Consider the following 24915-nt stretch of genomic DNA (forward strand, 5'->3'; position numbering starts at 1 on the left):
GGGTGCTGCCCGGGACCGTCGCCGCATCGCTCATGCCCACGGTCGTGATCGTCCTTATCCTAGCCGCGTGCGGCCTGATGTCCCTGGGTCCCCACCTGCCCCGGCGCTTCGCGGATGTCGTCTCCTTGGCCGCCGCCGTGGCCGCGTTGACGCTCGAGGCGCTCATGGTGGTGCCGGCCGGCAGCGCCCGCCTCGTCTACTGGATGGCCGCGTGGCAGCCCGAGGGCGGGCGCGCCGTCGGAATCGCCCTGGTCGGAGACCAGTTCAGCATCGGGATCGCCCTCTTGGCGGCAGGGCTCATGATCGCTTCCCTCGTCTTCTCGTGGCGGTACTTCGAGTCGGACACCGTCCATTTTCACGGACTAATGGTGCCCTTCCTGGCCGGCATGACAGGGTTCGCGTTTGCCGGTGATGTCTTCACCATGTTCGTGTTCTTCGAGCTGATGGGGGTCGCGGCCTACGCCTTGACCGGGCTCAAGAGCGAAGATCCCTCCGCTGTACACGGCGCCATCAACTTCGGCATCGTGAACTCGCTGGCCGCCTACTTTTCGCTTATGGGTGTCGGCCTCCTCTATGCCCGTACCGGAAGCCTGAATCTTGCAGCCATCTCCCAAGAGCTGCTTGGCGACCGGAGCCCGCTGATTGCGATCGCGTTTGTCCTGTTGTGCGCAGGGTTCCTCGTCAAGGCCGCGATCGTGCCGTTCCATTTCTGGCTCGACGATGCCCACGCAGTCGCTCCCTCGCCCGTATGCGTGCTGTTCTCGGGAGTGATGGTCGAATTGGGACTCTACGGCGTGGCCCGGATCTACTGGGAAGGCTTCAGCGGCACCCCGATCGCATCCGCGGCACAGGTCCTTTTCGCCGTGCTGGGCATCCTGACCGCCGTCGTCGGCAGCACCATGTGCTTCCTCCAAAGGCACGTCAAGAGACTGCTCGCCTACTCGACCATCGCCCACATGGGTGTCTTCCTCGTTGTCCTCGGACTCGCTTCCGCGGATGCGTTGGGAGGAGTCGCGGTCTATGTCCTCGGCCACGCCGCAGTCAAAGGCTCCTTGTTCCTGTTGAGCGGACTCACGCTGAACAGGTACGGCAGCGTCGACGAATACACCCTCCAGGGGCACGGGAAGGACTCCAAAGTTCTGGGGATCACCTTCCTGGTGGCCGGCGCCGCACTGGCTGGAGCGCCGCCGTTCGCCGTCGGGCTCGGCAAGGGCATCGCCGAACACGCGTCATCAAGCGCAGGACAGTTCGGGGTCACGGTGCTCATGATCGGAGTCTCGGCCGTGACGGCCGGCGCCGTCTTGCGCGTTGGCGCCCGGATATTCCTAGGCATCGGCGGACGCCCAGCCGGGGTCGAGGCAGAGGGGATGAGCGGTGACGAGGAACGCATCGAAGTGCCGATCGGACAGCGGCATATTCCGCCGTCGATGGGGGCGCCGCCCTTGGGACTGCTGGCGTGCGCGCTTGTCTTGGGGGTCCTTCCTTCGGTCGGCGGTGCCGCCCAACAGGCTGCCGCCCGGTTCATGGACCGGGCAGGCTACGTGACGGCAGTGCTTGACATCCCCGGCCCGTATCTGTTGCACGTCGCCGCGGGCGCGGTCTGGGAGCCGACGAACATCGCGCTGGGATTACTCACGACGGCGCTCGCCGTCGGAATTGCCGGCGCGGCGCTTCACGGCCGGCGTCTGCCTTCCGCGCTGCGGCGCCCCTCGGAAGCGGCCCAGCCGACCTTGCGAATCTTCCGGCGCTTGCACTCCGGGCGCGTCGGCGACTATGTCGTGTGGCTGCTTGTGGGCCTGGCGGCGGGGTGGGCACTGCTGATCGGCCAAGGCGCGTGAGTATAGCCCCCGACCGCCGGCACACTTGCGAACCACGCCGCTACGCGGAGGTTTTCAATGAGTCAACGCGGGTGGTTGACAAGGGCAACCGGGGCCCTTAAATTTCTGACTATTCAGGGAGATTTCTGGTTTTTGGTTCAGATTGTTAGCTCTAGCGACGACGATTCAGCAGTTAAGCTGCCAAAGCACAGGGAGTCACGATGTCGAAAATACCATTGGACAACTTCCTCAATGAGTGCGTCTGCACGGATTCGGAAGCGGACGGCCTGAGCCTCGAAGAGCTGTATGGGCTCTACCTCAGTTGGTGCCAGCTGAGAGATTCGGAACCCGTCGATGCCAGGACGTTGCGGGCAAGCCTCCGCGCTGCCGGTGTCGCTCCGAGCCATCGCGGGAAAGCGTGCCCGGGATTGGTGATGGTGGGACCGGCGGCGTGCGACTACATCGTCCACCGCGAGCTTCCACTTGCGACCTTGGACACGCAGGACGAGGGCGCTCCACAAATCCGGTCCCGGCGTACCGGTGCTCATCCGATCCCACTCCAAGACCGGGAATCCGCGAACGAGCGGGATGCGGCGCCGGCTGCTTGAGGGGACGGCTTGAGGTCGCGCTCTTAGGCGCGGGCGAGCCCGCCTGATTCGCTGATTCGCTGGAACCGGGCGGGCTGCTTCATTCAGGTAATTTCTCCCGAGCCTCGCGCTGTTGCCGCTCGAGCTTGGCTTCCGCATCGGTTCGCCTCTGGCCCACGATGCGCATCTGGTGGGTGGTCGGGTGTTCGTATTCCTCCACGAGAGAGCCCCTGTCCCTGAGAGGGTCGCGGTCGACTGCGGGGGACGGGAACTTTTCGTCTCGATGTTCGTCCATACAAGAAATGGTCCCACCACACAGCAGTCTCCAAAAGAGGTCTGCCGCGGAGCGCGCGCCTGCATTGTTCGGCTCCGGAGTGCGGCGGTCCGGCGCGGCCAGGTTCGTGGGGCGGGATGGTCGGGAGCCAAGATACTAAGGAAACTGAGTAGATTATTTTCCCAAGGGTGTCGAATAGGAGGTAACGATCATGGCAGGCCATCTGGAATTGATGGATGCCCCGGAAGGTGGCTACCGGGTGGCATTGGTGGATAAGGATGATTTTCTTGTGGCGATGTCCGTGACGTTCTCAGATGGCGGTGCCGCCGCCAGGGGTATCGCCAGCATTCGGGAAATCGCCGGGACGCCCACCGTCAGGGACCGCAGGCACGGACACGACGAGATGGCCTCTGCCCGGAACCGCCGTGCGTCGTCTTCGCCTGCGGACGCCGAAGAAAGATACGGGCAAGCAGCCGGGGGTTGATTTGAACTTGTAGCAGGCAGGCAGGCTGGACGTGCGTGGGCTACTACATTAGCCATTGCACGGTGATGTTCATGGCGAGCAAAGCATTTGTCAGGGGGGCGATGACCAAAGAGTCAGCCTCCATGCGATGTAGCGTGTCGAGGAATTCGTCCATCTGGACAGTGGTGAATCCGCCGTCCCGAAGTTGCTGGATGGCGAGGTCTTTGTTCTGATTCCTGGTGTTGCTGAACCGGGGGTTAACCTCCAGCGGCATCGGTTCGGTATCCATGGTCTTTACTCGTCCCCTGGTTCCATGCGGAAGAAAGCCCAGCGCCTCCGTAATTATTGTTGCATGCCGAATGCTACTATCCGGAGATCTGCGGGGCAGCTAGAAAAGCCCCCCCACCGCGCGCACGCCCGCCGGATACCGAGCGCCGCCGAAGGCAGGACGACCATGCCCCTACAACCAATAGCACTGGGCCATGAGGGAAGAGTCGTCAGCTCCGCGTGAGATAGCCAAGGAAGCGGCCAGTGATCCTCGCCGGGTGCACTGGATGGAACTCTTTTTTCGACCTTGTGTTTGTTGCCTTTGTTGGGAACTGGTGCGGGAGATTCACGGGGAATCGCCAGCTCGATCGCGACCGAGCCCCAACTGGCTGACAGTTGTTGTCGTTCTGGGGGCTCAGAACGACAACAACTGCGAGCTAGTTGGGCTGAATCGCGCGTGCTTAGCCGTTGATGATCTGCGGCACGCCGAGGGCTTTGAGGCCTTCGACGCCGAATTCGAGGCCGTAGCCGGATTGCTTCGCGCCGCCGAACGGGATGCGGGGGTCCACTGCGCCGTGCTTGTTGATCCACACGGTTCCGGCTTGCAGGCGGGCGGCGACGTTCCGGGCCTCGTCGAGGTTGGAGGACCAGACGGAGGCGCCGAGTCCGACGTCGAGCGCGTTCGCTTTGGCGATCGCGTCATCGATCGTGCTGTAGCGGATGATGGGCAGGGCGGGGCCGAACTGTTCCTCGGCTACGAGGGGGTTGTTGTTGTCGATGTCGGCCACGAGGGTGGTGGGGTAGAAGTTGCCGGGTTGGCCGTCGTCGGGGTTTCCGCCGAGCAGGATTGTGGCGCCGGATTCGCGGGCTGCGTCCACAAGCCGGGTGACGATGTCGAACTGTTGCCGGTTCTGCAGCGGGCCGAGCACGTTGGCCTCATCCAGTCCGTTGCCCATGGGCATTGCCGCGGCAACCTTGGTGAGTTCGGTGCACACGGCTTCATAGAGCGAGTCGTGGACGTAGAGGCGCTTGAGTGCCGCGCAGGTCTGGCCGGTGTTGATGAACGCGCCCCAGAAGAGGCCTTCGGCGATCGCTTTCGGGTCGGCGTCGGGCAGGACGATGCCGGCGTCGTTGCCGCCGAGCTCCAGGGTGAGGCGTTTGACCGTGTCCGCCGAGGAGCGGATGATCGCTTTGCCGGTGGCGGTGGAGCCGGTGAACATGACCTTGCCGATGGCGGGGTGTTCGGCCAGGCGGGCGCCGACCTCGCGGCCGCCGGAGACCACCGTGAGCAGGCCTTCGGGGAGTTCCTCGTTGATGATTTTCGCCAGGGCGAGGACGGACAGCGGGGTGTATTCGGAGGGTTTGACCACCACGGCGTTGCCCATGCGCAGGGCGGGGGCGATCTGCCAGACGGTGATCATCATGGGCCAGTTCCAGGGACCGATCGCGCCCACGACGCCGATGGGCCGGTAGTGCAGTTCGGCGCGGGTTTCGCCGTCGTCCACCACGGTTTCCGCCTCCAGCGGCGTGGCGGCGGTGGCGCGCAGCCACGCGGCGCAGGCGCCGACTTCGAAGCGGGCGTTGGGGCCGTTCAGCGGCTTGCCCTGCTCGCGGGAGAGCAGCCGGGCGAGTTCTTCGGAGGAGCGTTCGACGGCGTCGGCGGCCCTCATGAGCGCGGCGGACCGGGCGTCGTGGCCCAGCGCAGCCCACGCGGGCTGGGCGGCGGCAGCGGCAGCGATCGCGGCCTCGAGGTCCGCAACGGTGTGGACTGGGGCCTCGCCGACGGCGGTGCCCGTGGCGGGATCGAGGATGGTCCGGGTTTCTCCGGTGGTCGGGGTGATTGAAGCCAGGAGGGCGTCGTAGCTTTCCAAGGGTTTACTCCACTCTGAGTTGGTTGGGTTTCTAAGGAGAACGGTTGAGGGTCAGACGGCCATCACGATCATCGCGCCCAGGGCACCCGCCGAAGACAGGGCCTCAAGCGATGCAGACGCGTGACGACGGTGTGCGCGCCCGTTTGGCCGGACTGTTTGGGTCGACACGACGATTGAATACGCGATGACCGCTGCGGCAAGGACTAACGCAAGCACCGGATTCGCTCCACCAAGCCCTGAATGCGAATGTGCCTGGTGCACTGAACTGGACGGGGCTGTGGGAAGGGTTGTGACGAGAATGGCGAACATTGCCACGATTGACATGGAGCGGTGAATTTCCATGCCGTTGCGGCGATTCTTGGGCAGGAGCACCAGCGGGAGTGGGGAGCTCAGGAGCAAGAGAAGGCCCCACACGACGTCCGGAAGAATGCCCGGCCCCATGGTGCTGTCCGCCATCGCTACGAGCATGAGCGCCATCGGCCCCCACTGGCTAAGGTTCCTGACCGGGCCTTCGCGCATCGGGCTCCAGATTCCGACGGCGCAACAGGCCAGCATGATGATCGAAAGTGTTGTGTGCATGGTGTTCACCGGTCATCAGTCCCGCGCTACAGGTCTTCTTCGTCCCCAAGGTGGACGGCTGCCGGACCCTCTTCGCCGTGCCCGATCCGCCGGTACACGGCGGGATTGCTCCGGCGGAGGCGGAGGCCCCAGACGATTCCCACCAAGCCGGGCACGATGATCGCGGCCGGCAGGATGAACGTCAGCACATTGCTCTCGTTTTGCCCCAGCAGGACGTTGAAGTTGACCACGATCAGAACGAAAATCACGGCAAGGAGGAGGAAACCCAAGGCAGGGGCGATTGCCCGGGTCCAGATTCCGGCGTCATGCCTGTTCTTGCGGAAAAACCCAATGACCGCCAGCGAAACAACGGTCATCAGGAGGACAAGCCCCATGGCGCCGTCATTCGTCAGCCACGTGAACATGGTCAGGACCGGGTAGAGGTCACCCAGCGTTGATCCGGTTCCCGCGATGGCGAAGGCCACCGTGACCACGACGGCGATAACCGTCTGGGCGATCGAGCCGGCGTAGGGTGCGCCGCTGTGCCGCCGTACTGCACCCAGCCTTCGGGGAAGGACCTGCTCCCGGCCAAGCGAGAAGAAGTAGCGGGCCGCGGCGTTGTGGAAGCTGACGAGGGCTGCAAAGAGGCTGGTGACGAAGAGCAGGCGGGCCAGGTCGGCGAGAAGGACGCCGGCGTGGTCGCTGAGGAAGCCGAACATCAGGTCCGGTCCTTGTTTTGCGGAAGCATCGACCACCGCGGACGGTCCTGTGCCAACGGCCATGGCCCAGGAGGAAACAGCGTAGAACAGGGCGATGATGGCGACGGCCGTGTATGTGGCCCGGGCGACAGTGTGCTTTGGGTCCTTGCTTTCCTCACTGTAGATCGCGGCCGACTCGAATCCCATGAACGCCGCGATACCGAAGGACAAGACGGCCCCGACGCCTGGTACAAACAGGCTCTGCGGAGTGAGCGGCGCTCCGCTGACTCCCTCCGGTGCCACGACGAAGGAGACGACGTCGTAGACGATGACTACGAGGAACTCCAGACCGACGAGCACCCCGAGGACCTTTGCCGACAGGTCCACCCGGTTCACGCCGAGGAATGCGACGACCGCGATGCACAGTAGCACCGGAATCCACCAAGGGACTGTCACGCCGAAGCGTTCGTTGATCAGGCTCGAGACGGTAAAGCCGAAGAGCCCGTAGATGCCGACTTGCATCAGGTTGTAGGCCATCAGCGCCACCATGGAAACCCCGACGCCGACGGGCCGGGAGATGCCCTGCGCCACGTAGGAATAAAAAGCGCCGGCATTCACGACGTACCTGCTCATCGCCGCGTATCCGACCGCGAAAACCGCGAGGGTTCCGCCGAGCAGGAGGAAGGACAGCGGTACGCCGGTGACCCCGGTGACGGCGAACGTCGTCGTGACTCCGCCAGCGAGGACGGTGAGCGGTGCCGATGCTGCGATGATCATGAAGGTCACCGCCGGGACGCCGAGACGGCGTCGATGGTGATGCGGGTGACCCACCTCAGTGGTCTCTTTCCCGGTTGTTAAACTCATTTCTGGGCCTCCATGTGGCAGTGGCCGCCTTTAGAGGGCTTCGACGCGGGGACGTCGAGGACGGGGCTCCGATCGAAGAAACCCTCAGGGCGCAATTTGAATCCCACCGTGTCGACCGGCATGATCGGCCAGTCCTCGGGGCGGGGAAAGTGGGTCAGCCCGAAGGTATGCCACACGACGATGTCTTGTCCGTCGATATCCCGGTCATCGGAAATGTAGGACGGCAAACCGGCTCCTCCGGAGTGCTGGTTGACGAAGTCGCCGCTGGGGTAGCGTTCTTTCTCGTCGTAGCGGGTCACCCACAGGTCCTTCGTGGCGAATGCTGCACGCCGGGCGATGGATGATTCGGGATCAGCCAGCAGCATGGGATGCCCTTGTCCGTGGAGTTTGTACCCCACGGGGTCGCCCAAGCGGTTGAGTGATTCGGGATTCGAGATGACCCAGGCGCGCCCGGCTGCCATGTCTGACTCCCGAACAGCCTCGGATTCGCGCTTGAGTACAGTCCGACGGCGCGCGAAGGCGTTGCCGCGTTCGTTGCCTTCTCCCATGGGTACGCGAACGGCGTCCTCTTCCTCCACCCGGTTCGTCAAGCCGTCGATGGCGAAGTCCAGGCGGGCACTGAAAAGGTGCTGGTGGAAGGGAGCCCCAAGCCCAGGGGCAAGCTCCGAGGCGTAAGGGTAGCCCTTTCCGGGATGGGCGCTGGTGAAGACGACGCCCGTGGCCTTGGCTTCGAACTCGATGGTGCCGTCGAGGTAGAGATACCAGTAGAAGCCGTAATCGTAGTTGCCGATAGTGGTGAAGAAACTGATGACGAGCCTGCGGTTCCTGCGCGTGTAGTTCACGCCGCTCCAGAGGTCGCTGTGCTTGGCGAGGATGCTCCAATCCTCCTCGTGCATGCAGATTCCATTGCGTATCTCGCGCGGCCGGCCGAACGCATCGCTGACCACCGGGCTGAGATAGGTGATTTCGCCCAGGCAGTCGCAACCGAGTTCCAGGGAGTTTGCGTACTGGCCCACGAGGTACTCGCCGGTGTCAAAGTAGTTCTGCCAGGAGCGCACAGGAGAGGGGTCGCCGTACGGCACTACCATTTCGGCGATGGAGGCCCGCTTGAGGATACTGCGGCGGCGATCGCCGTCGTCGAACGCTATATTGTGGAGAACTACGCCTTCCCGGACATCGAAACCGATGTCCAGGCTCCACTTTTCCCATTCGACGTGGTTGCCGTTTTGGACGGTAAAGCTGGGCCCTTCCGGCTGGGTGATGTGGATCGGCTTCTGGGTGGTGCGCAGCGGTCCGGTCAGCTCCGGGTCCGTGAAGTTGCCGTGCTCGGCAGGGACCGGAACGATCCCGAAATCCAGGACCTGATCAACGGTCTTGCTGACGACGTCGACGTAGGCAACCAGCCCGTCCACCGGGTGGGCCCAGGCGCTGTCCTCTGGGAAGTCCTGAACGAAAGCCAGACCGCGGAGGATGCGGCGGCCCTTCTCTTCGGGGTATTCGAAGACCCCGGCGGAGAGGGGAGCAACCCTCACTTTGCTGACATCGAGATTGCGGTCAGCCAGGGCCTTGAGCCATCGTGCATCCTGGGCGAGGATCTCCTCCACCACTTCGAATTCTTCTTCGATGACCGGAAGTTCGCCTGTCACGGACGTGTCCGGCTCTACTTTTGTGACGACTTCCTTGTGCGTCACGGAAACGACCACGTCCTGTGCCGCTCCGGATGAAACGTCGTGCAGGAAAGCTCTGAATCTGCGGTCCACGGCTACCGCTTCTCGCGAGGGGTCAAGCAGTCCCAGGTACGCCACGCGGGTGGTGTCGTCGAAAAGCCCGGCCTCGGCAAGGATTGCCCTGACCGCCGCGATGTCCTCGGCGCTGGTCATTGCGTAAGGAGACAGCCCGGCATCCGCGGCCGTGTCGGTGATTTCTGGAGAGGAAGTTGTGCTCATGGAAGGCCTTTGTGAGTGGCGATTTATTTTCTATGTATGTAGAGAATAGCATCGTGTAATCTAAGTCACAACGGTTGTAGAAAAAAGATTTGGGGAACGCGTGCCAAAGATCGTAGACCACGACAAGCGCCGGGTTGAGCTGGTCGAAGCCACGTGGCGGATCATCGCCGCACGGGGGATCGAAGGTGCCACCATGCGCGAAATAGCCACGGAGGCCGGCTTTGCCAACGGTGCATTGAAACCGTATTTCCCGAGCAAGGACGATCTGCTGACGTTTGCTTTCGCCCACGTTTTCAACCAGACGAACGCCCGCATGGGCAGCTCAACTGCCCATCTGCACGGACTGTCGGCGTTGCGTAGCTATTGCCATGAAATCCTGCCGCTCGATGCTGAGAGGCTCAACGAGGCGCGGATCGCTATCGCCTTCTGGCAGCGTGCATTGACAGACCCGGCGAAGGCTGCCTTGCATGATTCCTCGATGGAACAATGGCGCGAGCGGCTCTTCGCGAAGCTCCGTGAAGCCAGGGATCTTGGCGAGCTGAAGGAGGGACTGAACGACGACGACATTGTCGGCGGGATCATGACGTTCGCCCTCGGTGCCCAGATCACTGCCACACTGACGCCCGAGCATCACTCTCCGGAACAGTTGAAGTCCCAGTTGGAGGCTTATATCTCACTCATTTCATCCGAGAGTGGCGCGCTTGTGGAGACCGGTGGCTCGAAGGGTTCCGCCTAGCGATAACGCCTGTTGTCCCATAGCGCCCCTCGCTAGACTTAAGTGGCGCCGAATTGACGCAAAGTTGATGCGGGAAAGGCACGATCATGACCGACAGCAGCAGCGGCGTCGACGAACCCACTGAAGACGAGAAGGGCGGAGTTTCCGGGGAGCCGGAGCTCCGGGGCCGGTACGTCGAGGGCGACTACGGAAAAACAGGGACGCAGCCCGGCCGGCATTCGGAAGACGAAGAAGGCCAATACAGCGAAGGCGACTACGGCACCGCTGGCACCGAAGGCGGCTTGCCCGAACCCTTGGGCAGCAAAGCCGAGGAATCCGGCCGTTACGCAAGAGCCGATCTGGGCGACGCCGGAACAATTCCGGGACGTACGGCGGGATCGGAAATCGGACAATACGCCGAGGGGGACTACGGTGCGGACGGAGCCGTGGGTCCACTTCGCAAATCAGCCGACAACCCTGCGCCACTGGATAAACCAGCTCCCTCGGATGACTCGGATGAAGAGGGCGGCACCTGACAGCAACGCCGTCCCGTCGGCTACTTCGGCCGGACCGCTCCCTCAGCCTTGGCCCGGATGAAGCTGAGATCCTCGGGGGACAGGCTGACCTGGCTGTGCTGATCGGAGTCCGGAGTAATGCCGGTTTCCTGGTGGATTATTTCCGCCATGGTGCGGGGCAGGACGACGCATCCGGGATTGTCGGTGAGCCAATGCCGCGTTGCGGGGCTGAGCCTGTCCCAGTTCTCCCTGATGTTCATCTGCATGGTTGAGGCCTAACTGAGTGGGGTGCCGACAAAGATGCCGGACGAGGGAAAGATGCCGGACGAGAGGGTGCCGTTGCCGGTGCCGGAGACTTAATCAGGATACGTCGCGGCATGGACGAATGACAGTCTCCCAAGGTCCCTTGCCTCCCGTTCGAGGAACTCTCCAGGGAACTGCGGGATGTGGCCAGGCAAGGGGACTACGCGAAGAGGTGGTAGTTGTGATGAGCGTTCCAATCAAGACCACGAAATGACAACTCCAAGCGAAGGAGTAGGCTTCCGTTCCAAGCGTGGCCCGGTTCTCATAGCGCTGATGCTGTCGAGCGGCCTCGTCGCGATCGACGCCACCATTGTGGCGACCGCCGTGCCTTCGATAGTGCACGACATCGGCGGGTTCTCATCGTTCCCTTGGCTCTTCTCTGCGTACTTGCTCGCGCAGGCAGTGTCGGTTCCGGTGTACGCGAAACTCTCCGATATGGCAGGCCGCAAACCGATCATTCTCACGGGCATCGGACTCTTCCTGCTCGGATCGATCCTCTGCGGGCTAGCGTGGAGCATGCCTACGCTCATCGCCTTCCGCGTCGTGCAGGGCTTGGGTGCCGGCGCGGTCCTGCCCGTTGCCATCACCATCGCCGGTGATATCTACTCCTTGGCAGAGCGCGCGAAGGTGCAGGGGTATCTCGCCAGCGTGTGGGCTGCCTCGTCAGTGGTAGGGCCGACCCTCGGCGGGGTGTTCTCTTCGCTCGGCATCTGGCGCGGAATCTTCTTTGTCAACATTCCCCTATGCTGTGTGGCTGCGTGGATGCTGCTCCAACGGTTCCACGAGACCATCGAGCGAATAAAGCACCGTGTCGACTACTTGGGATCGGCTCTTCTCACGGTCTGTTTGACCTTGGTTATCCTCGGCGCCCTGGAGGGTGGGCAGGCCTGGGCCTGGGATTCCCCGACCAGCATTGCCGTGTTCGCCATTGGTTCAGTCCTGCTGGGTGTCTTCGTCCTGGTTGAGAGACGGGCGGCCGAACCTGTCCTTCCACCGTGGGTCGTGTCAAGGCGCCTTCTCATCACCACGGCACTCATCTCCTTCGGCGCAGGGGCAATCGTGCTTGGACTTACCTCCTACGTTCCCACTTTCCTGCAAGGCGCGCTTTCGGTCTCGCCGGTTCTGGCGGGCCTGTCCCTCGCGGCCCTGACCATTGGCTGGCCTATCAGCGCCTCACAATCGGGACGTTTCTATCTTCGAATCGGGTTCCGGGCGACAGCCATCATCGGTATCACGGTCACTGTCCTCGGTTCGGCAGCCCTCGCCGTCACCGCCTATACGCCGAACGTGGTGCTGGTGGCAGCCAGCTGCTTTGTCGCCGGGCTCGGCCTCGGGCTCCTCGCCACGCCGAGCCTGATCGCAGCCCAGTCCAGCGTCGATTGGAACGAGCGCGGCGTAGTGACGGGCACGAACCTCTTCGCCCGGTCCATTGGCAGCTCCCTGGGCGTGGCCGTCTATGGAGCCGTGGCAAATGCGATCTACGCCGGAAGCCCGGGCGGCGGGAAGGATCCGCAGGCGATCGTATCCGCCTCTGCGGCGATCTTCTTTGCCGTCCTGGTGAGCGCCGCGCTCACCGTCGCCGCTGTCCTCGCCATGCCCTCCACAGCGCTTGAAGCTGCCGCTTCGCAGGGCATGGCCCCGGGTTCGCAACTCCAAAAAGCCCGGCCACCCGAAGATGGCCCCTAGCGTTGCCTGCTTAGGTGACGTAGTTCTCTGGATCTTCCGGAGACCGACGTGCTTCGTTGCTACCCGTACGGACCACTCGTACTTTCGTTGTCGGGGGCTCGGACTGTTCGGGGACCCGGATACGGATTTCGAGGACCCCATCCTCGTAGGTCGCAAGGATGCCGTCCTGGCTTATCCCGCGGGGCAGCGGGAGGCTTCGGGACCGTTCGCCGTAGCGCAGCTCGCTGCGGTAGCCCTTCTTATCCAGGTGTTCGGCATTTTCCTCGCGCCGCGCCTGGATGTGCAGGGTGTCATCGGCGACGCTGATGTCGACGTCCGCCTCGGGATCGATTCCCGGCAGGTCGACCCTGACGACCAGCGTGTCCCCCTCTTGGTATTGCTCGATGCGAAGGGAAGGATCCGATTCGCCTTGAAGGAATCGCCGGACGGGTTCAGGGACTTCGAGTCCGCCGCGTCGGAGAAAGTTGTCCATCATGACCTCCTGGTAGTTGCCGACTGCCAGCCGATTCAGGTTTGTCGGGATGAGAAAAAGCTACGCCTAGCGTGCCCGCGTGGGTAGTCCCGGAATCTCCGGGTAGGCCTGCTGGCCACAGCCCCGCGACCAACATTGACGTCAGGTTCGCTCTATCGGCTCATCCACGAGTGTCAGCTTTGATGGAAGTCCGGAGCTTTCGGAGCGTTGAGCATCCCGGCGATCTTCTCTTCGAGGGCCGCGATGGTCGCTTCAGGGAGGACAATCAACCCATCCAGTTCGCGGCGGGCCCGCTTGTACGCTATCTGCCGCTCTGCCGAAGTCGCGGCGCTGTCCGAAGCGATCCTGAGCAGCTTCCTGGCGGTTTCGAGCCGCTGACGCTCGGGTACCGAAAAATTGCTGTCCTTGATGCGCCTGGCTTCGCGCTCTGCCACGTCGAATGCCAGTTCGAAGCTGCGGACGGCTGCGCGATACTCCGCCAAGCGGGCCGCCGTCGTGATTTCTCGCGGGTCCGCGGGACGCAAGCCGTCGGCCTCGCGCTTTGCTCGCAAGAAGGCCACCGTGAGCGGCTCGCGCACATCCGACATAACCGGAAAGTCGATGAGTTTTCCGATGTCAAGCTCGTATTCGAGCCATCGCTGGTTCACTGCGTCGTGAGCCTCCTGCAGCCGCAGTATCTCGGCCTGGCTGGCTTGCTCCACCTCCGCCGCGTGGTTCTTGAGTCGATAGAGTTCAACCCGACGGCGGTGCCGGCGTTCACTGGCTCTCGACCAGGAACGGGCCCATCCGCCAGCTAGACCGCTCAAGGGAAAGACCAGCCACCAGTTGTGGCTGACAAACTCGAAGAAGGGGTTCACCGCTTCATCGTCCCACCGGTCCGGAGCTGCCTCAAGGGGCGCCCGTGCCCATGGCATTTGAGCTTGAGCCGTGCCATGGTTGCAGCATGGAACGGCAGCCAACGTGGTCGGGCGTGGTTGGTTATGGGGTACTTCCCCCATCGACACGCCCCCGGCCCGGGAATAGCCTTAAGCCGTCCCATTTGACCGACAAGGATGACGGAGAGGTATCCGACATGGGAGCTACGGAAAACGCCGAATTAGTCCGGCGTGGCTATGAGGCGTTCAATGCAGGGGATTTGGCGACACTCAGCGAATTGTTCGCGGAGGACGCAGTCTGGTACGCCGCGGGAAACGGCGTACTGTCCGGGACCAAGCAAGGACGGGACGCCGTCCTGGCCTACTTCGGCGAACTGGGAGCGCGTTCCCAGGGCTCCTTCAAAGCCACCGTGCAGGACGTGGTCGGTGGAGAGGACCACACAGTAGGGATCCAGCAAACCCACGCCGAGAACAACGGAAAGACCCTCGACATGGCCACCGCAATCGTGTTCGTTCTCCGTGATGGAAAGGTCGTCGAAGGCCGGGAGTTCTTCGAGGACACGGCCAAGGCGGACGACTTCTGGACCTGATTCCTCGCATTTAGACCCCAACACATCCACACCAACCAAGGAGTACTCATGGAAGCCACCCCATTCGGAGTCGTACATTTCTTCCCAGGAGGAACCCAAGAGCAATACGAGGCCTCAATCGCCGCCGTCCACCCGGGCGAAGGGCTCCTGCCTGAGGGCCAGACCTTCCATGCCGCAGGCCCTTCGGCCGGCGGTTGGACGATCATGGCCGTGCATGAGTCGAAGGAGAGCTGGGAGAAGTTCCGCGATGACATTCTCATGCCCCGCATGCAGGCGGGCATCGAGGGTGGATTCGCATCGCCCCCGGAGGAAACCGGCGTCGACCTCTACAAGGTCCTGCCCTAACGGTACGGGAGGCCCCCGTCGCGCTCCGGCGGGCGGCCTCCCACCACTCGCAGCGGAAGGGAAACGGAAGGAACAACGATGGACCCGGTGGTGGACTACTTCGAAGTCGGCTCGCCCGATCCGGAGGCCGCGCGCACCTTCTACGGCGCGCTTTTTGACTGGACCTTTGGTGAGCCCTCGCCCGCGGGCTACCAGATGGTGAACGGAGACAAGGGTGGGCTGTGGAACACTACCTCCCTGGGCGGAACCTCCTGGGCCATTTTCTACGTCCAAGTCGACGATGTGCAGGCAGCGATCGCCCGGGCCGAGTCACTCGGCGCTGGTGTCGCTCTCCCCTTCGTCGACAACGGCGCCATCGAGTTCGCGCACCTCTTGGATCCGCACGGCAACCGTTTCGGCGTGTGGCATGCCAAACAACCGGCCTGAAGCAACGGCCACAGGCGCCCACTTGCCGGGCTCGATGAAAGGACTGATTGCCTTGGCACTCGATACATTGCCAGTACTCGATTTCGCACGTTTGAATGCCGGACCGGACGAGGCCGCCGGGTTCCGCGAGGAGCTGCGCGATGCCATGCATGAGGTCGGGTTTGTGTACTTGGCAGGCCACGGCATCCCGCAGTTGTTGACGGACGCCATCCTCGACGTGTCGCGCCGCTTCTTCGAGCTGCCGGAAGAAGAAAAGCTCGCGATCGAAAACGTCCACAGCCCCCAGTTCCGCGGCTACACCCGAGTCGGCGGAGAGCTCACGGACGGCGGGATCGACTGGCGCGAGCAGATCGACATCGGCGTCGAGCGTGACACTGTTGAGCCCGGTCCGGGAGTCGCGGACTATTGGCGCCTTGAGGGGCCCAACCTCTGGCCGCGTGCCCTGCCGGAAATGCGGCAGATCGTCTCGGAATGGACCGAGAGGCTGAGCACCATCTCGCTAGCCTTGCTGCGGGCCCTGGCAGTATCCCTCGGAGCGCCCGAGGATACCTTCGACGCGGCATTCGCCGCACGGGCTTTCCCGGTGCTCAAGATTGTCCGGTACCCGGGGGAGTCCGACCCGGAGCCCAAGCAGGGCGTCGGGTCGCACCGGGACGGGGGAGTGCTGACGCTACTCCTGGTCGAGCCCGGGAAGGGTGGCCTTCAAGTCGAGTACCAGGGAAAATGGATTGACGCACCGCAAGTGCCGGGAACATTCGTCGTCAACATCGGCGAGATGCTGGAACTGGCCACGAACGGCTACCTCAAGGCGACGCTGCACCGCGTGATCTCGCCCCTTCGAGGCACGGACCGGATATCGCTGCCCTTCTTCTACAACCCCGCCCTTGACGCGACGATGCCCCAGCTTGCCGTGAGCCCGGCGTTCCAAGCCAAGGCCCGCGGCTTGTCGGTCGACCCGACGAACAGTCCGATTCTGGAAACCTACGGGGATAACGCCCTCCGCTACCGGCTTCGGGCCCACCCGAACGTCGTCGAGGAGCACCACGCGGACCTGCTGAATGGGTCGGAAGCGGGCGGATAATTGAGGCATGGACTTCGAATTGCTCACCATCCAGGACTGTCCGCACGGATCCACGGCCCGGGAACTGTTCTCCCGGGCCGTGGAACTGGAAGGGAACAACCCGGCGTTGATTGCCGTCAGACAGATCATGACCGACGAAGAGGCCGATGCCTCCGGATTCCACGGATCCCCGACATTCATGGTGGACGGAATTGACCTCTTCCCGTCGACAGCCGAACCAGCCATGACGTGTCGGGTCTACCGTACGGCCGGGGGACTCTCGGGCCTGCCCAGCCTGGAATCACTTCGACAGGCGATCCAGGCCAGGCTGGCCGCTTAGCCTGAAATCCGACGTTGCCGCTGTCCGTGCGGCGTGCCCCGGCGGGTGCTTGTGCGCGGATCGCTGGACGATCACGCCGCGGTTGGGATGCTCACGCTCGGCCCGGGCCATTACGGCCGCAAGCTCCTCGACCCAATGATCGATCTCGGCCTCGGAGACCTCCCGTCCGTGCATCCTACGTTCCATGAGGACAGTCGTATTACGAATGTTCCGCCGTGACCAGGGGGACTCGATGTTACCCGCAAGGGGATCGCTCACCGGACGGAATCGTTGATGGAGGCAGATTGCGTGTCATGTACCTAGGCCTCGGGCAACGGTTCACTGCAGCGCTAGAGCGATCTGCTGACATGCGCGACGTAGATTCGTATGCGGTCCGGCCTCCAACGGAATCCGGATGGTTCGCATCGCTAGCCCCATCGATCCAAAATGTCATGCGGATCGGTTGTGTCGACGTCGAGCGCGGCGCAGGAGCCGGGCCCGGGCAGAGTTTTGCAGACGGCATTGACTCTTGCAACGCCGCGCAACGGTTGCCGACTGGCGGTGTAGTCGAGGTCCAGCTTCAGTCAAGATGGGTGGAACACCTACTTGCCCGATGTCGGCTCGCGGTAGCTGTTCACCGCGATCCGCAGTGCTTCGTCCCACGGTGTGGCCGAGACGCCGAGCATCCGTTGCGTTTCCATGGCGTCGATCACGAAGGGCACCCTGAATTGGTAGCTTGACGCGGAGACCTCGCGCATGATGGGAATGACGGTACCGAGGGCTTTGAGCAACCATTGCGGGATCGGCGCGACCCGACCTTTGACGTCCCAGCTCTCATTGACTTGCCGGGCGATTTCAACGCGCGAGAGGGAGGTGCTTGGCACGTGCCAGGCGCGCCCCCATTCGCCGGTGTGGTCCGCGGCTGCGATGAGTGTTGTGGCGATGTCCGGTAGGAAGCTCCAACTGTGTTCAAGGTCGGGTTCGCCGACGACGCGCGCCGTTTTGGATGCCAGGAGTGGTTCGAAGAAGCTGCCGCCGAGGTGCGTTGACCTGCCTGCGGCTCCTGGGCCGAAGTAGTCGCTGGCCCGAACCTCAGTGACCCGGAGTTCACCACGTTCGTGCGCGGCTAGTGCTTTCTCCCAACCCGCCTTTCGAACAAGGCCTTTTTTCTCGGACGTTGCGAGCTGGGAGTGCTCGGTCATAGGTCCGGCCGGGGGCCCGTACGCGTAGAGGTTTCCCATGAGCACGAGCGCGGCCCCGGAGTCACGGGCTGCAGTGATCACGGCGTCGAAGATCGGTGGCCAGTCTGTGGCCCAGTCGGTGTACGGCGGGTTGGTGCAGACGAAAATTGTGTCAGCTCCGCGTGCAGCCTGCGTGACGGCGGCCGGGTTGCTTGCGTCGATCTTCAGGGCAGTCGCACCTGGCACCGTGGAGCCGCGCCGGGTGCCGAGCGTGACCTGGTCGCCGCGCGCGGCGAGCCGCCTCGCGACCGTCCCTCCGATGAGCCCCGCGCCGAGGACGAGTTGGCTTGCCACGATGGTTCTCCTGAGCTGTTCGGCCGTACACGTTACTGGGTGACATCGCATACCCTACAACACGGAAATGATGCCCCGGCCAACCCTGTCTCGTCCGACGACCACACCGTCGTCTGGACAGCTCCCGTCCGATGGCGGAACTGTCAATGACACCATCCATTGAGCTGGGTCCGATGCACGCCGGAATCGGTATCGGGGTATCAAAGATATGCATGATCGTGGCGGAGAGGGAAGCCGGTACGTCAGGCGCTCGCCCCGCCCGAGCGAAACGGAGCATCACCTCATGAGAGCCCAAGCTTTGATCCACACGATCAGCGGCGACACCGCCGCCGGAGCCTGGCCATACATCATCTTTGCCGTCGCCCGCACTCGGGACAGGAACGGGGAACTGTTCGGCTACGGCACCTGCGTCGAAGGCGACACCTCCACACATTGGTTCAGGTCCCAGGACGCCTGCTTTTCAGGCGGCCGGCGTACGGATCCGGCGTCAGGCACAAGGTGACGAACGGAAACTGCTGTGAGGGTGCTGGGCTCCAGCTGTTCGATGACGTTGACGGCAGCCGCCAGCTTGCCAGCCTCCCCGATGCACTTCCATCAGCATGAGGCCGATGTTGGGCGTCGGGGTCCTGGACTTCGCAGAGTTCATTTACCCTGATATCGGCGCTTGGCCCTCGTCTGTGCCTGACTTCTCGGGCGCATGGTTCCTGGGCATGAGCTGGCCTTCACGGGAGTCGACACTCCGAGAAATGCCCTGCCGGTCACCTTCATGGACTGCGAGTGGCCACATCCCCGCGCAACGTGTTTTGGACAGCCGGGCATCCACGACCTGCGTTTCTACTCGTAAGACGTTTTCCCCTGGTTCATTTGCAGTCGCCAATGCCCGCAGTGCGTCCTACCGGAGCGCCCCCACATCGGCCTCGTCGACACGATGCGGGAGCGCTCAGGAATCTCGCTTTACGCGGTCCAAGTGGTCACAGGTAGCTATTAACGCTCGCGCGCAGGGCCTCGGTGTGCTCGTAGATTTCTTCAAGGGAATCGATGGGAACCCGGGTTTCCTCTTTGTCGGCGCCGAACAGCCCGATATATTTCTGGGTGCGGTTGAAGTGCAGCCGAGCGATCGGTTTGCGGTTGTTGTCGTCCAGCAGTACCGCGAAGTACGACTTGGAATCTCGCTTGGCAACGCGGGAGGGCTTCACCTCGCTGCATACGATGGCGCGGACGATCCGATAGCCCTCGAGCTCCTCCAGCGTGGTCTCGATGCCGTCGTCTGCCGCCAGGTCGGCCTCGGCGACCGGCGCGCTGGTGACCGCCGCCGCGAGAGAAGCTTCATCATTTTGTGGAAAAGTGGGAGCCCCAAGAGCCTTCTTGAGGCGCTCGTTGACCTGGTCGTTCAGGAACTGCGTCTTCGCCTTGGTTACCAGTGTGGTGAACTGTTCGCGCACCTTTGGGTGTACGCCCCGGAGTACACGCGGGCCGTCAGAAACTTAACCCATTCGTCTTCCGGTTCATGGAACTGGGCGGCCAGAGTCCTCTTGATTTCGCCGATGTACTTTAGTTCTCCGGCGGCGCTGATGATGGAGTCGAGGTCGAAGACGTCCTTGGAAAGTTTCTGCAGCTCCGGGATCAGCGAGTCGTCGATGTCGTTCACGTCAAGAACCAGGAACGGTTTCGCGTCCATTTTATTGGGAGCGTCAAGATCGGTAAAGAACTGGTAGATCTCGCCGTTGGTGAGGATTGCGATCCGGGCGTTGGTCACCGCAAAGTAGCGGAAAAGCTGGGAAGCGTGTTCGATCTTCACCGGCTCCGTCGACTTCTTACACTCGATCAGGATTTGTATCTCGCCGTCTTTGACGATGGCGTGGTCAACCTTTTCGCCCTTCTTGAGCCCCACATCCGCGATGAACTCCGGAACGACTTCCATCGGGTTGAAGGCGTCATAGCCAAGGATGGTAGAAATGAACGGCATAACGAAGGCGTTCATGGGCGCCTCTTCGGTTTGAATCCCCCCGCGCTGCTGGCGCACCTTTGCTGCCAAAGCTGAGAGTTTTTCTGCAAATTCCATGCGTCCGCCTAGAAAACCGATTGTTCTGCCAACCGTAGCCGAGCCGTGCGACAACGCTATGGAACCAGTTCGTGTCAGCGACTGTATTAACAGGCAAATCTGGCTCATCGTAGAGGAGAGAGCGGAGGCCGGCGCATCGGGGGTCGGCTCGACGCGGTGGCCGGTGACGCGCTTGACCGGCGCCCCCAACACGTCCGACAGGCCATAACCGGCCATCGAGGCCGACCCGCTCTACAGCATCCACAGGGTGCGAGGCACCGGCGCCAGCCTGCCCACCGACCGCCAATGATCCCGCCTGAGCTCGACGTTCGCCAGCGATGCTCACATCCAGGTCGAAGCGACTTAGGGCATCTACTAACGGATCGGGGCCGCGTTTGGACCCCCCGGTCAGGCTATAGCCCAGCCGGACGTCAGGGCACGGGCGAGTGTTCAGGAGCACTCGTGACAGGCTGGGGTCACCTTCCTGTTTTCTTGACACCCGACGCTGACGGTCTAAGGGCGCAAGCTGACTCTATTCCTTAGGCATGGATCATGGCCGGGCATGCCCGGGCAGACTGTCAGGACCGGTCACGACAGGCCCTGTTCCTTCGCCATCCTGACCAGTTCGCGGGCAGCGTCGGCCTCGGAAATTTGAGTCTTCTTCTCCGCGATTTTCGTACTCGGCACAGACTCAAGTGTGCGGCCATATCGGGCTCCTCCCCGCCAGGCCTATCGCCCTGTGTGTCGAGCCAGATACACCGCTATTTCCACGATCCAGCCTCCGCTGCTGTCCCTGATGCGGAGTGCCCGGCCGTCCCGTTTTGCTCACCCAAACTCCCGCCGGGCAGTGCCAGGGTGGAGGGCATTGTGGTGACGACCCGGGCACTCGTGGCCTGGACCGGCGGGGCAAGGCCCGCCGGCAGCCCTGTCCAGGCCCCTGATTGAGCTGGGCGTCATTGATGCCTTCCAACACCTGCCGACTGCCCGACAACCCGGCGGCGGAACATAGTTCCGTATTTACACGCGGGGCCTGCACGGATGCAGTGGAAGATCAGAACGACGACGGCAATGGCCAAAAGCCGGTGAATTCTTACGGGGACCCCTTATATCGAGACGTGCGCCTCCGCAATCACCGGGTGGTCCCGCCCGAGGTTCCCGAGCGCCGCGGCCCCTTGCGGCGAGCCGAGGTCCTCGAAGAACTCCACGTTGGCCCGGACGTAGTCGGCCCACTCGTCCGGGACGTCGTCGGAGTAGTAGATCGCCTCGACCGGGCAGACGGGATCGCAAGCACCGCAATCCACGCACTCTGATGGGTGGATGTACAGCGAGCGCTCGCCTTCGTAGATGCAATCCACCGGGCATTCGTCGATGCAGGCTTTGTCCTTGACGTCGACGCAGGGCTGCGCGATCACGTACGTCATGGCGCGCTACACACCCGTGTAGACGGTCTTGCCCCAGGTGAAGAAGTCCAGCGCGGACCTGCCCTGTTCGCGGAAGGTGTTGGTGGAGGAGTCCTTCACTCCACCGAACGGCACGTTGAGGTCCAGGCCCGCCGTGGGACGGTTGACCTTGATGACCCCTGCCTGGGCCCGCGCGGAGAAGTCCGTGGCCAAGGCCAAGGAATCGGTGCAGATGCCTGCGGTGAGGCCGTACCTGGAATCGTTGATCGCGGCGAGGCCAGCCTCGTAGTCGGCAACCTCCAGGACCGCAACTACGGGGCCGAAGATTTCCTCGGTCACGGCAGCGTCGTCGAACGGTAGCTCGGTGAGTACCGCGGCAGGGAAGAAGAGCGCCCCGGAGGACTCGCCGTCGTACTCTCCGTGCAGGAGGGTGGCCCCGCGTTCGACGGCGGTGCGCACCGCCGCCTGGTCCTGCTCGAACTGCTGGCTGCTCACCACAGCGCCCATTTTGGCGCCGTCGAGCCCGTCACCGGCGGTGTACTTGGCCGCCTCGGCGACGAGCGCGTCGAGGAAGGCGTCGCGGATCCCCGGCGTGACATAGACGCGGGACGTCGCCGTGCATGCCTGGCCGGTGAGTCCGAACGCGCCGGCCGCGACCACCGCAGCGGCCTTGTGCGGATCGGCGTCGTCGAGGACCAGCACACCGTTCTTGCCGCCCATCTCCAGTTGGACGCGCGCACGGCGGCCGTTCAGGATTTCCTGGAGGCCAAGCCCCACTGTGGTGGAACCGGTGAAGGACAGGCCGGCGATGCGTGGATCGCGGGCCAAAGCGTCACCGACCACGCGGCCTTTTCCGTGGACCACGTTGAATACTCCGGCGGGGAGCCCGGCATCCTGGAGGGCGTGCGCAAGGTGCGTCGCGGAGAGTGGAGTGAGTTCGGCCGGCTTGATGACCACGGCGTTACCGCTGATGAGTGCGGGGGCGGCCTTCCATGCCGGGATGGCGATGGGGAAGTTCCAGGGGGTGATGAGCCCGACCACGCCGAGCGGTTCGCGCCGAGTGGTGATGGTCGTGTCCGGCAGGCCGCTGGGAAGTACCTCGCCGCTGGCGGACCACCCGAGGGAGCCGAAAAAGCGCAGCACGTCCGAGGCGCGTTTGACCTCTCCCATGGCTTCGGCAAGGGTCTTGCCTTCTTCCCGGACGAGGTCTTCGGCAATAGCGCTTTGGCGCTCCGCGAGAAGGTTGCCTGCAGTCATGAGGATGGCGCCACGGGCAGGGGCGGGCAGGGCAGCCCAAGCCGGCTGGGCGGCGGCAGCGGCTGTGATGGCCGCGTCGACGTCGTCCGCGGTACCTCGCGGGGAGAGCGCAGCCAGTTCGTCGGGACGGGCGGGATTGATGCGCTGGATCTCGGGCTCGCCGGACCATTCTCCGTTGATCAGATGCTGCGCTATCGCGACGTCCCGGTGGGTGGAGGTTGCGGTTTCGGCGGCGGTGGAAGTCATTGGTAGTCCTTCGGCTTGGCGGTTTGGATTGGAAGAGAGGGCTGTCTGGGTGGAGTCCAGGGTCTAGAGGCTCCGGATCAGGCCGCCGTCGCAACGCAGTGCGACGCCGGTGATGTACGACGCGGGGGCGCTGCAGAGGAAGGCTCCGGCGGCACCGAATTCCTCCGGTTCTCCATAGCGCCGGGCAGGGATGGTCTTGCGGGATTCGAGTTGGATTTCCTCCGGTGTGGTGCCGCGGCGTTTCGCTGCGGCCCGGTCCAGTTCGGCGACGCGGTCCGTGGCGATGCGTCCGGGCAAGAGCATGTTGACGGTGACGGCGTCGAGGGCCACTTCTGCCGCGAGAGTTTTGAGGTAGCCGGTCAACGCCGCACGGCCGGTGTTGGAGACGGCGAGGTTGGGCAGGGGGGCCACGATTCCGCTGGATCCGATGGCCAGGATGCGTCCCCAGCGCCGCTCACGCATGCCCGGCAGGATTTTCGAGACGAGCGCATGGTGCGGTTTCACGAGCAGTTCGAACGCTGCAGCGATGTCGTCGGCTCCCAGACTGGCGGCTGCCCCGGGCTTGGGGCCGGGGCCGTTGAGCACGAGGATGTCGATGGGGCCGAGCATGTCCACAGCGCGTTCGACGGCGGCGGACACGCCGCCCGGGGTGCTGAGGTCCGCCTCGACAGCCACGGCGCTGTGGCCGTCAGCCTGGAGCTCGGCCGCGATCTTTTCTGCCAGTTCGCCACGGCGGCCGGTGATGGCCACCCGGACGCCCTCGGCGGCGAGGCCACGGGCGACCGCGAGTCCCAGGCCTCCGGTGGACGCCGCGACGAAGGCGGTCTTTCCGCTGATTCCGAGGTCCATCAGACCCTTTCTGAGGTGGTGGGGACGGGGAAGGCTTCCAAGGCGCGGGCAGCTTCAGCCAGGTGCGTCAGCATTCCTTGCCGCAACACGCTGGGGAAAGGCGCCGCAGGCGGCCGGACCCCGGAGTCCTTGATGAGGCCCCGTTCGCGGAAGCACTCCTTCCGGATGGCCAGGGCGATCCGGGCTTGCTGCTCGAAGTTGATAAGCGGCAGGTAGGGCAGAAGCGCGTCCCGGGCTGCGTCGTAGCCGCTGGATTGCCATGCGCGGACGCACGCCACCAGCGCTTCGGGGTACGAGAACCCCGTCATGGCGCCGGCGGCGCCGGCCACCAGTTCGTCCAGCAGTCCTAGACCACCCAATCCGCCGAAGACTGAAACCTCGACGGCGGCCGTCAACTGGGCGATCGCCACGCTGGTCGGTGGGGCTTCAGCCTTGACCGCGACAACGAACCTGCAGGTCTGGACGATGTAGATCAGTGCTTCCGTGCTGATGCTGACTCCGCTGGCCACGGGGTAGTCCTGGAGGACCACCTTGGCGCCGGTGGATTGGTGGATGGCGTTCAAGTGCGCGATGACTACCTCCGGCCGCGCCGAATTGGCTTGCACCATGACTGCCGCGAGCCGGTTTCCGGTCACGGCCTGGGCAGCGCGGATTTCCTCGACGGCGGTTCGGGTGAAGAGCGAGGTCACACCCACCACGAGGGGCAATCGGGTTTCCTCGACCACCACTTCCAGTGCCAGGCTGCGCTCCGCTGCGGTCAGGGCGGCAGCTTCACCGAAGACACCCAAGACAGTCAGCCCCGTGGCGCCGATGGTTTCGTAGTGCTCCACCAACTGGGCCAGGCTGTCGGTATCCAGATCGAGGGTGTTGCCCTGGAATGGTGTGGCGACGACGCCCCACACTCCCGGGGCTAGTGATTCCCGCATTGGATTGTCC

At 63.6% G+C, this 24915-nt stretch carries 27 protein-coding genes and 1 pseudogene; 12 read left to right on the forward strand and 16 right to left on the reverse strand.

Translation table 11 applies throughout. The annotated features are described in order from the left end of the window. Window positions 1-2: 2 nt before the first annotated feature. Both ABD884_RS11320 and ABD884_RS11325 read left to right on the forward strand, forming a co-directional pair. The gene (locus ABD884_RS11320; RefSeq protein WP_345045617.1) at window positions 3-1838 is read left to right on the forward strand and encodes a complex I subunit 5 family protein; all 1836 of its coding nucleotides are present in this window, start codon (window positions 3-5) and stop codon (window positions 1836-1838) included. Window positions 1839-2038: 200 nt separating this feature from the next. Further along, window positions 2039-2425 (forward strand): hypothetical protein, encoded by a 387-nt coding sequence (locus ABD884_RS11325; RefSeq protein ID WP_345045622.1) that lies wholly within the window; start codon window positions 2039-2041, stop codon window positions 2423-2425. A gap of 79 nt (window positions 2426-2504) precedes the next feature. Here ABD884_RS11325 and ABD884_RS11330 read toward each other — a convergent pair whose 3' ends face one another. Further along, window positions 2505-2699, reverse strand: a complete 195-nt coding sequence (locus ABD884_RS11330; protein WP_345045627.1) for a hypothetical protein — start codon at window positions 2697-2699, stop codon at window positions 2505-2507. A gap of 190 nt (window positions 2700-2889) precedes the next feature. Here ABD884_RS11330 and ABD884_RS11335 point away from each other — a divergent pair, with 190 nt between their 5' ends. Continuing rightward, window positions 2890-3162 carry a YegP family protein gene (locus ABD884_RS11335; RefSeq protein WP_345045632.1) on the forward strand — a complete coding sequence of 91 codons (273 nt, stop codon included), beginning with the start codon at window positions 2890-2892 and terminating at the stop codon, window positions 3160-3162. 43 nt (window positions 3163-3205) lie between these two features. Here the strand turns inward: ABD884_RS11335 and ABD884_RS11340 are convergent, their stop codons facing one another. The 5 genes from ABD884_RS11340 to ABD884_RS11360 form a co-directional block, all read right to left on the reverse strand. After that, a complete protein-coding gene (locus ABD884_RS11340) occupies window positions 3206-3430 on the reverse strand; it encodes a hypothetical protein (protein WP_345045637.1) in 225 nt (74 codons plus the stop codon). Between the two features lie 439 nt (window positions 3431-3869). Continuing rightward, window positions 3870-5279 (reverse strand): aldehyde dehydrogenase family protein, encoded by a 1410-nt coding sequence (locus ABD884_RS11345; protein WP_345045641.1) that lies wholly within the window; start codon window positions 5277-5279, stop codon window positions 3870-3872. A gap of 51 nt (window positions 5280-5330) precedes the next feature. Then, window positions 5331-5858, reverse strand: a complete 528-nt coding sequence (locus ABD884_RS11350; protein WP_345045645.1) for a hypothetical protein — start codon at window positions 5856-5858, stop codon at window positions 5331-5333. A 26-nt stretch (window positions 5859-5884) separates the two neighbouring features. Then, complete coding sequence (locus ABD884_RS11355) at window positions 5885-7399, reverse strand: APC family permease (protein ID WP_345045650.1); 1515 nt, start codon at window positions 7397-7399, stop codon at window positions 5885-5887. Further along, a complete protein-coding gene (locus ABD884_RS11360) occupies window positions 7396-9345 on the reverse strand; it encodes a primary-amine oxidase (RefSeq protein WP_345045655.1) in 1950 nt (649 codons plus the stop codon). Before ABD884_RS11360 ends, ABD884_RS11355 begins: the two co-directional genes overlap by 4 nt. 100 nt (window positions 9346-9445) lie before the next feature. Between ABD884_RS11360 and ABD884_RS11365 the strand changes: the two genes are divergently transcribed. Together ABD884_RS11365 and ABD884_RS11370 are read left to right on the forward strand one after the other, a co-directional pair. Then, window positions 9446-10081 (forward strand): TetR/AcrR family transcriptional regulator, encoded by a 636-nt coding sequence (locus ABD884_RS11365; RefSeq protein ID WP_345045661.1) that lies wholly within the window; start codon window positions 9446-9448, stop codon window positions 10079-10081. A gap of 86 nt (window positions 10082-10167) precedes the next feature. After that, window positions 10168-10596 carry a hypothetical protein gene (locus ABD884_RS11370; protein ID WP_345045666.1) on the forward strand — a complete coding sequence of 143 codons (429 nt, stop codon included), beginning with the start codon at window positions 10168-10170 and terminating at the stop codon, window positions 10594-10596. A gap of 20 nt (window positions 10597-10616) precedes the next feature. On the opposite strand, the gene ABD884_RS11375 is transcribed toward ABD884_RS11370, so the two are convergent. Beyond that, entirely contained in the window at window positions 10617-10841 is a 225-nt protein-coding gene (locus ABD884_RS11375; protein ID WP_345045670.1) for a hypothetical protein, read from the reverse strand. A 247-nt stretch (window positions 10842-11088) separates the two neighbouring features. Between ABD884_RS11375 and ABD884_RS11380 the strand changes: the two genes are divergently transcribed. Continuing rightward, a complete protein-coding gene (locus ABD884_RS11380) occupies window positions 11089-12564 on the forward strand; it encodes an MFS transporter (RefSeq protein WP_345045673.1) in 1476 nt (491 codons plus the stop codon). A gap of 10 nt (window positions 12565-12574) precedes the next feature. Here the strand turns inward: ABD884_RS11380 and ABD884_RS11385 are convergent, their stop codons facing one another. Next, on the reverse strand, window positions 12575-13039 hold the full coding sequence (locus ABD884_RS11385) for an Hsp20/alpha crystallin family protein (RefSeq protein ID WP_345045677.1): 465 nt from the start codon (window positions 13037-13039) through the stop codon (window positions 12575-12577). Window positions 13040-13209: 170 nt separating this feature from the next. Continuing rightward, window positions 13210-13893, reverse strand: coding sequence for a hypothetical protein (locus ABD884_RS11390; RefSeq protein ID WP_345054718.1), 684 nt, complete (start codon window positions 13891-13893; stop codon window positions 13210-13212). 86 nt (window positions 13894-13979) lie between these two features. Here ABD884_RS11390 and ABD884_RS11395 point away from each other — a divergent pair, with 86 nt between their 5' ends. From ABD884_RS11395 to ABD884_RS11415, 5 genes are all read left to right on the forward strand, one after another. Beyond that, window positions 13980-14501: a nuclear transport factor 2 family protein gene (locus ABD884_RS11395; protein ID WP_345045680.1), complete on the forward strand. Its 522-nt coding sequence runs from the start codon at window positions 13980-13982 to the stop codon at window positions 14499-14501. A 48-nt stretch (window positions 14502-14549) separates the two neighbouring features. Beyond that, on the forward strand, window positions 14550-14846 hold the full coding sequence (locus ABD884_RS11400; protein WP_345045684.1) for a hypothetical protein: 297 nt from the start codon (window positions 14550-14552) through the stop codon (window positions 14844-14846). A 78-nt stretch (window positions 14847-14924) separates the two neighbouring features. Beyond that, window positions 14925-15272, forward strand: coding sequence for a VOC family protein (locus ABD884_RS11405; protein WP_345045689.1), 348 nt, complete (start codon window positions 14925-14927; stop codon window positions 15270-15272). Window positions 15273-15306: 34 nt separating this feature from the next. Next, a complete protein-coding gene (locus ABD884_RS11410) occupies window positions 15307-16353 on the forward strand; it encodes an isopenicillin N synthase family dioxygenase (RefSeq protein WP_425548308.1) in 1047 nt (348 codons plus the stop codon). A gap of 7 nt (window positions 16354-16360) precedes the next feature. Then, window positions 16361-16672 (forward strand): hypothetical protein, encoded by a 312-nt coding sequence (locus ABD884_RS11415; protein WP_345045694.1) that lies wholly within the window; start codon window positions 16361-16363, stop codon window positions 16670-16672. On the opposite strand, the gene ABD884_RS11420 is transcribed toward ABD884_RS11415, so the two are convergent. Both ABD884_RS11420 and ABD884_RS11425 read right to left on the reverse strand, forming a co-directional pair. Beyond that, window positions 16634-16930: a hypothetical protein gene (locus ABD884_RS11420; protein WP_345045699.1), complete on the reverse strand. Its 297-nt coding sequence runs from the start codon at window positions 16928-16930 to the stop codon at window positions 16634-16636. The two genes, ABD884_RS11415 and ABD884_RS11420, sit on opposite strands and share 39 nt — an antisense overlap. Window positions 16931-17253: 323 nt before the next feature. Then, the gene (locus ABD884_RS11425) at window positions 17254-18186 is read right to left on the reverse strand and encodes an NAD-dependent epimerase/dehydratase family protein (protein WP_345045703.1); all 933 of its coding nucleotides are present in this window, start codon (window positions 18184-18186) and stop codon (window positions 17254-17256) included. 283 nt (window positions 18187-18469) lie between these two features. Between ABD884_RS11425 and ABD884_RS11430 the strand changes: the two genes are divergently transcribed. Further along, window positions 18470-18688 carry a hypothetical protein gene (locus tag ABD884_RS11430; protein ID WP_345045709.1) on the forward strand — a complete coding sequence of 73 codons (219 nt, stop codon included), beginning with the start codon at window positions 18470-18472 and terminating at the stop codon, window positions 18686-18688. A gap of 469 nt (window positions 18689-19157) precedes the next feature. On the opposite strand, the pseudogene ABD884_RS11435 reads toward ABD884_RS11430, so the two are convergent. The 5 genes and pseudogenes from ABD884_RS11435 to ABD884_RS11455 form a co-directional block, all read right to left on the reverse strand. Continuing rightward, a pseudogene (locus tag ABD884_RS11435) lies at window positions 19158-20248 on the reverse strand (type I restriction endonuclease). A 1082-nt stretch (window positions 20249-21330) separates the two neighbouring features. After that, window positions 21331-21648 carry a ferredoxin gene (gene fdxA, locus ABD884_RS11440; RefSeq protein WP_345045714.1) on the reverse strand — a complete coding sequence of 106 codons (318 nt, stop codon included), beginning with the start codon at window positions 21646-21648 and terminating at the stop codon, window positions 21331-21333. A gap of 6 nt (window positions 21649-21654) precedes the next feature. Then, complete coding sequence (locus ABD884_RS11445; protein WP_345045719.1) at window positions 21655-23130, reverse strand: aldehyde dehydrogenase family protein; 1476 nt, start codon at window positions 23128-23130, stop codon at window positions 21655-21657. A 63-nt stretch (window positions 23131-23193) separates the two neighbouring features. Continuing rightward, window positions 23194-23979 (reverse strand): SDR family oxidoreductase, encoded by a 786-nt coding sequence (locus ABD884_RS11450; RefSeq protein WP_345045724.1) that lies wholly within the window; start codon window positions 23977-23979, stop codon window positions 23194-23196. Further along, on the reverse strand, window positions 23979-24905 hold the full coding sequence (locus ABD884_RS11455) for a dihydrodipicolinate synthase family protein (RefSeq protein ID WP_345054725.1): 927 nt from the start codon (window positions 24903-24905) through the stop codon (window positions 23979-23981). The genes ABD884_RS11450 and ABD884_RS11455 overlap by 1 nt, the downstream gene beginning before the upstream one ends. Between the last annotated feature and the right edge of the window lie 10 nt (window positions 24906-24915).

The organism is Arthrobacter methylotrophus (assembly GCF_039539965.1).
Lineage (GTDB): Bacteria > Actinomycetota > Actinomycetes > Actinomycetales > Micrococcaceae > Arthrobacter > Arthrobacter methylotrophus.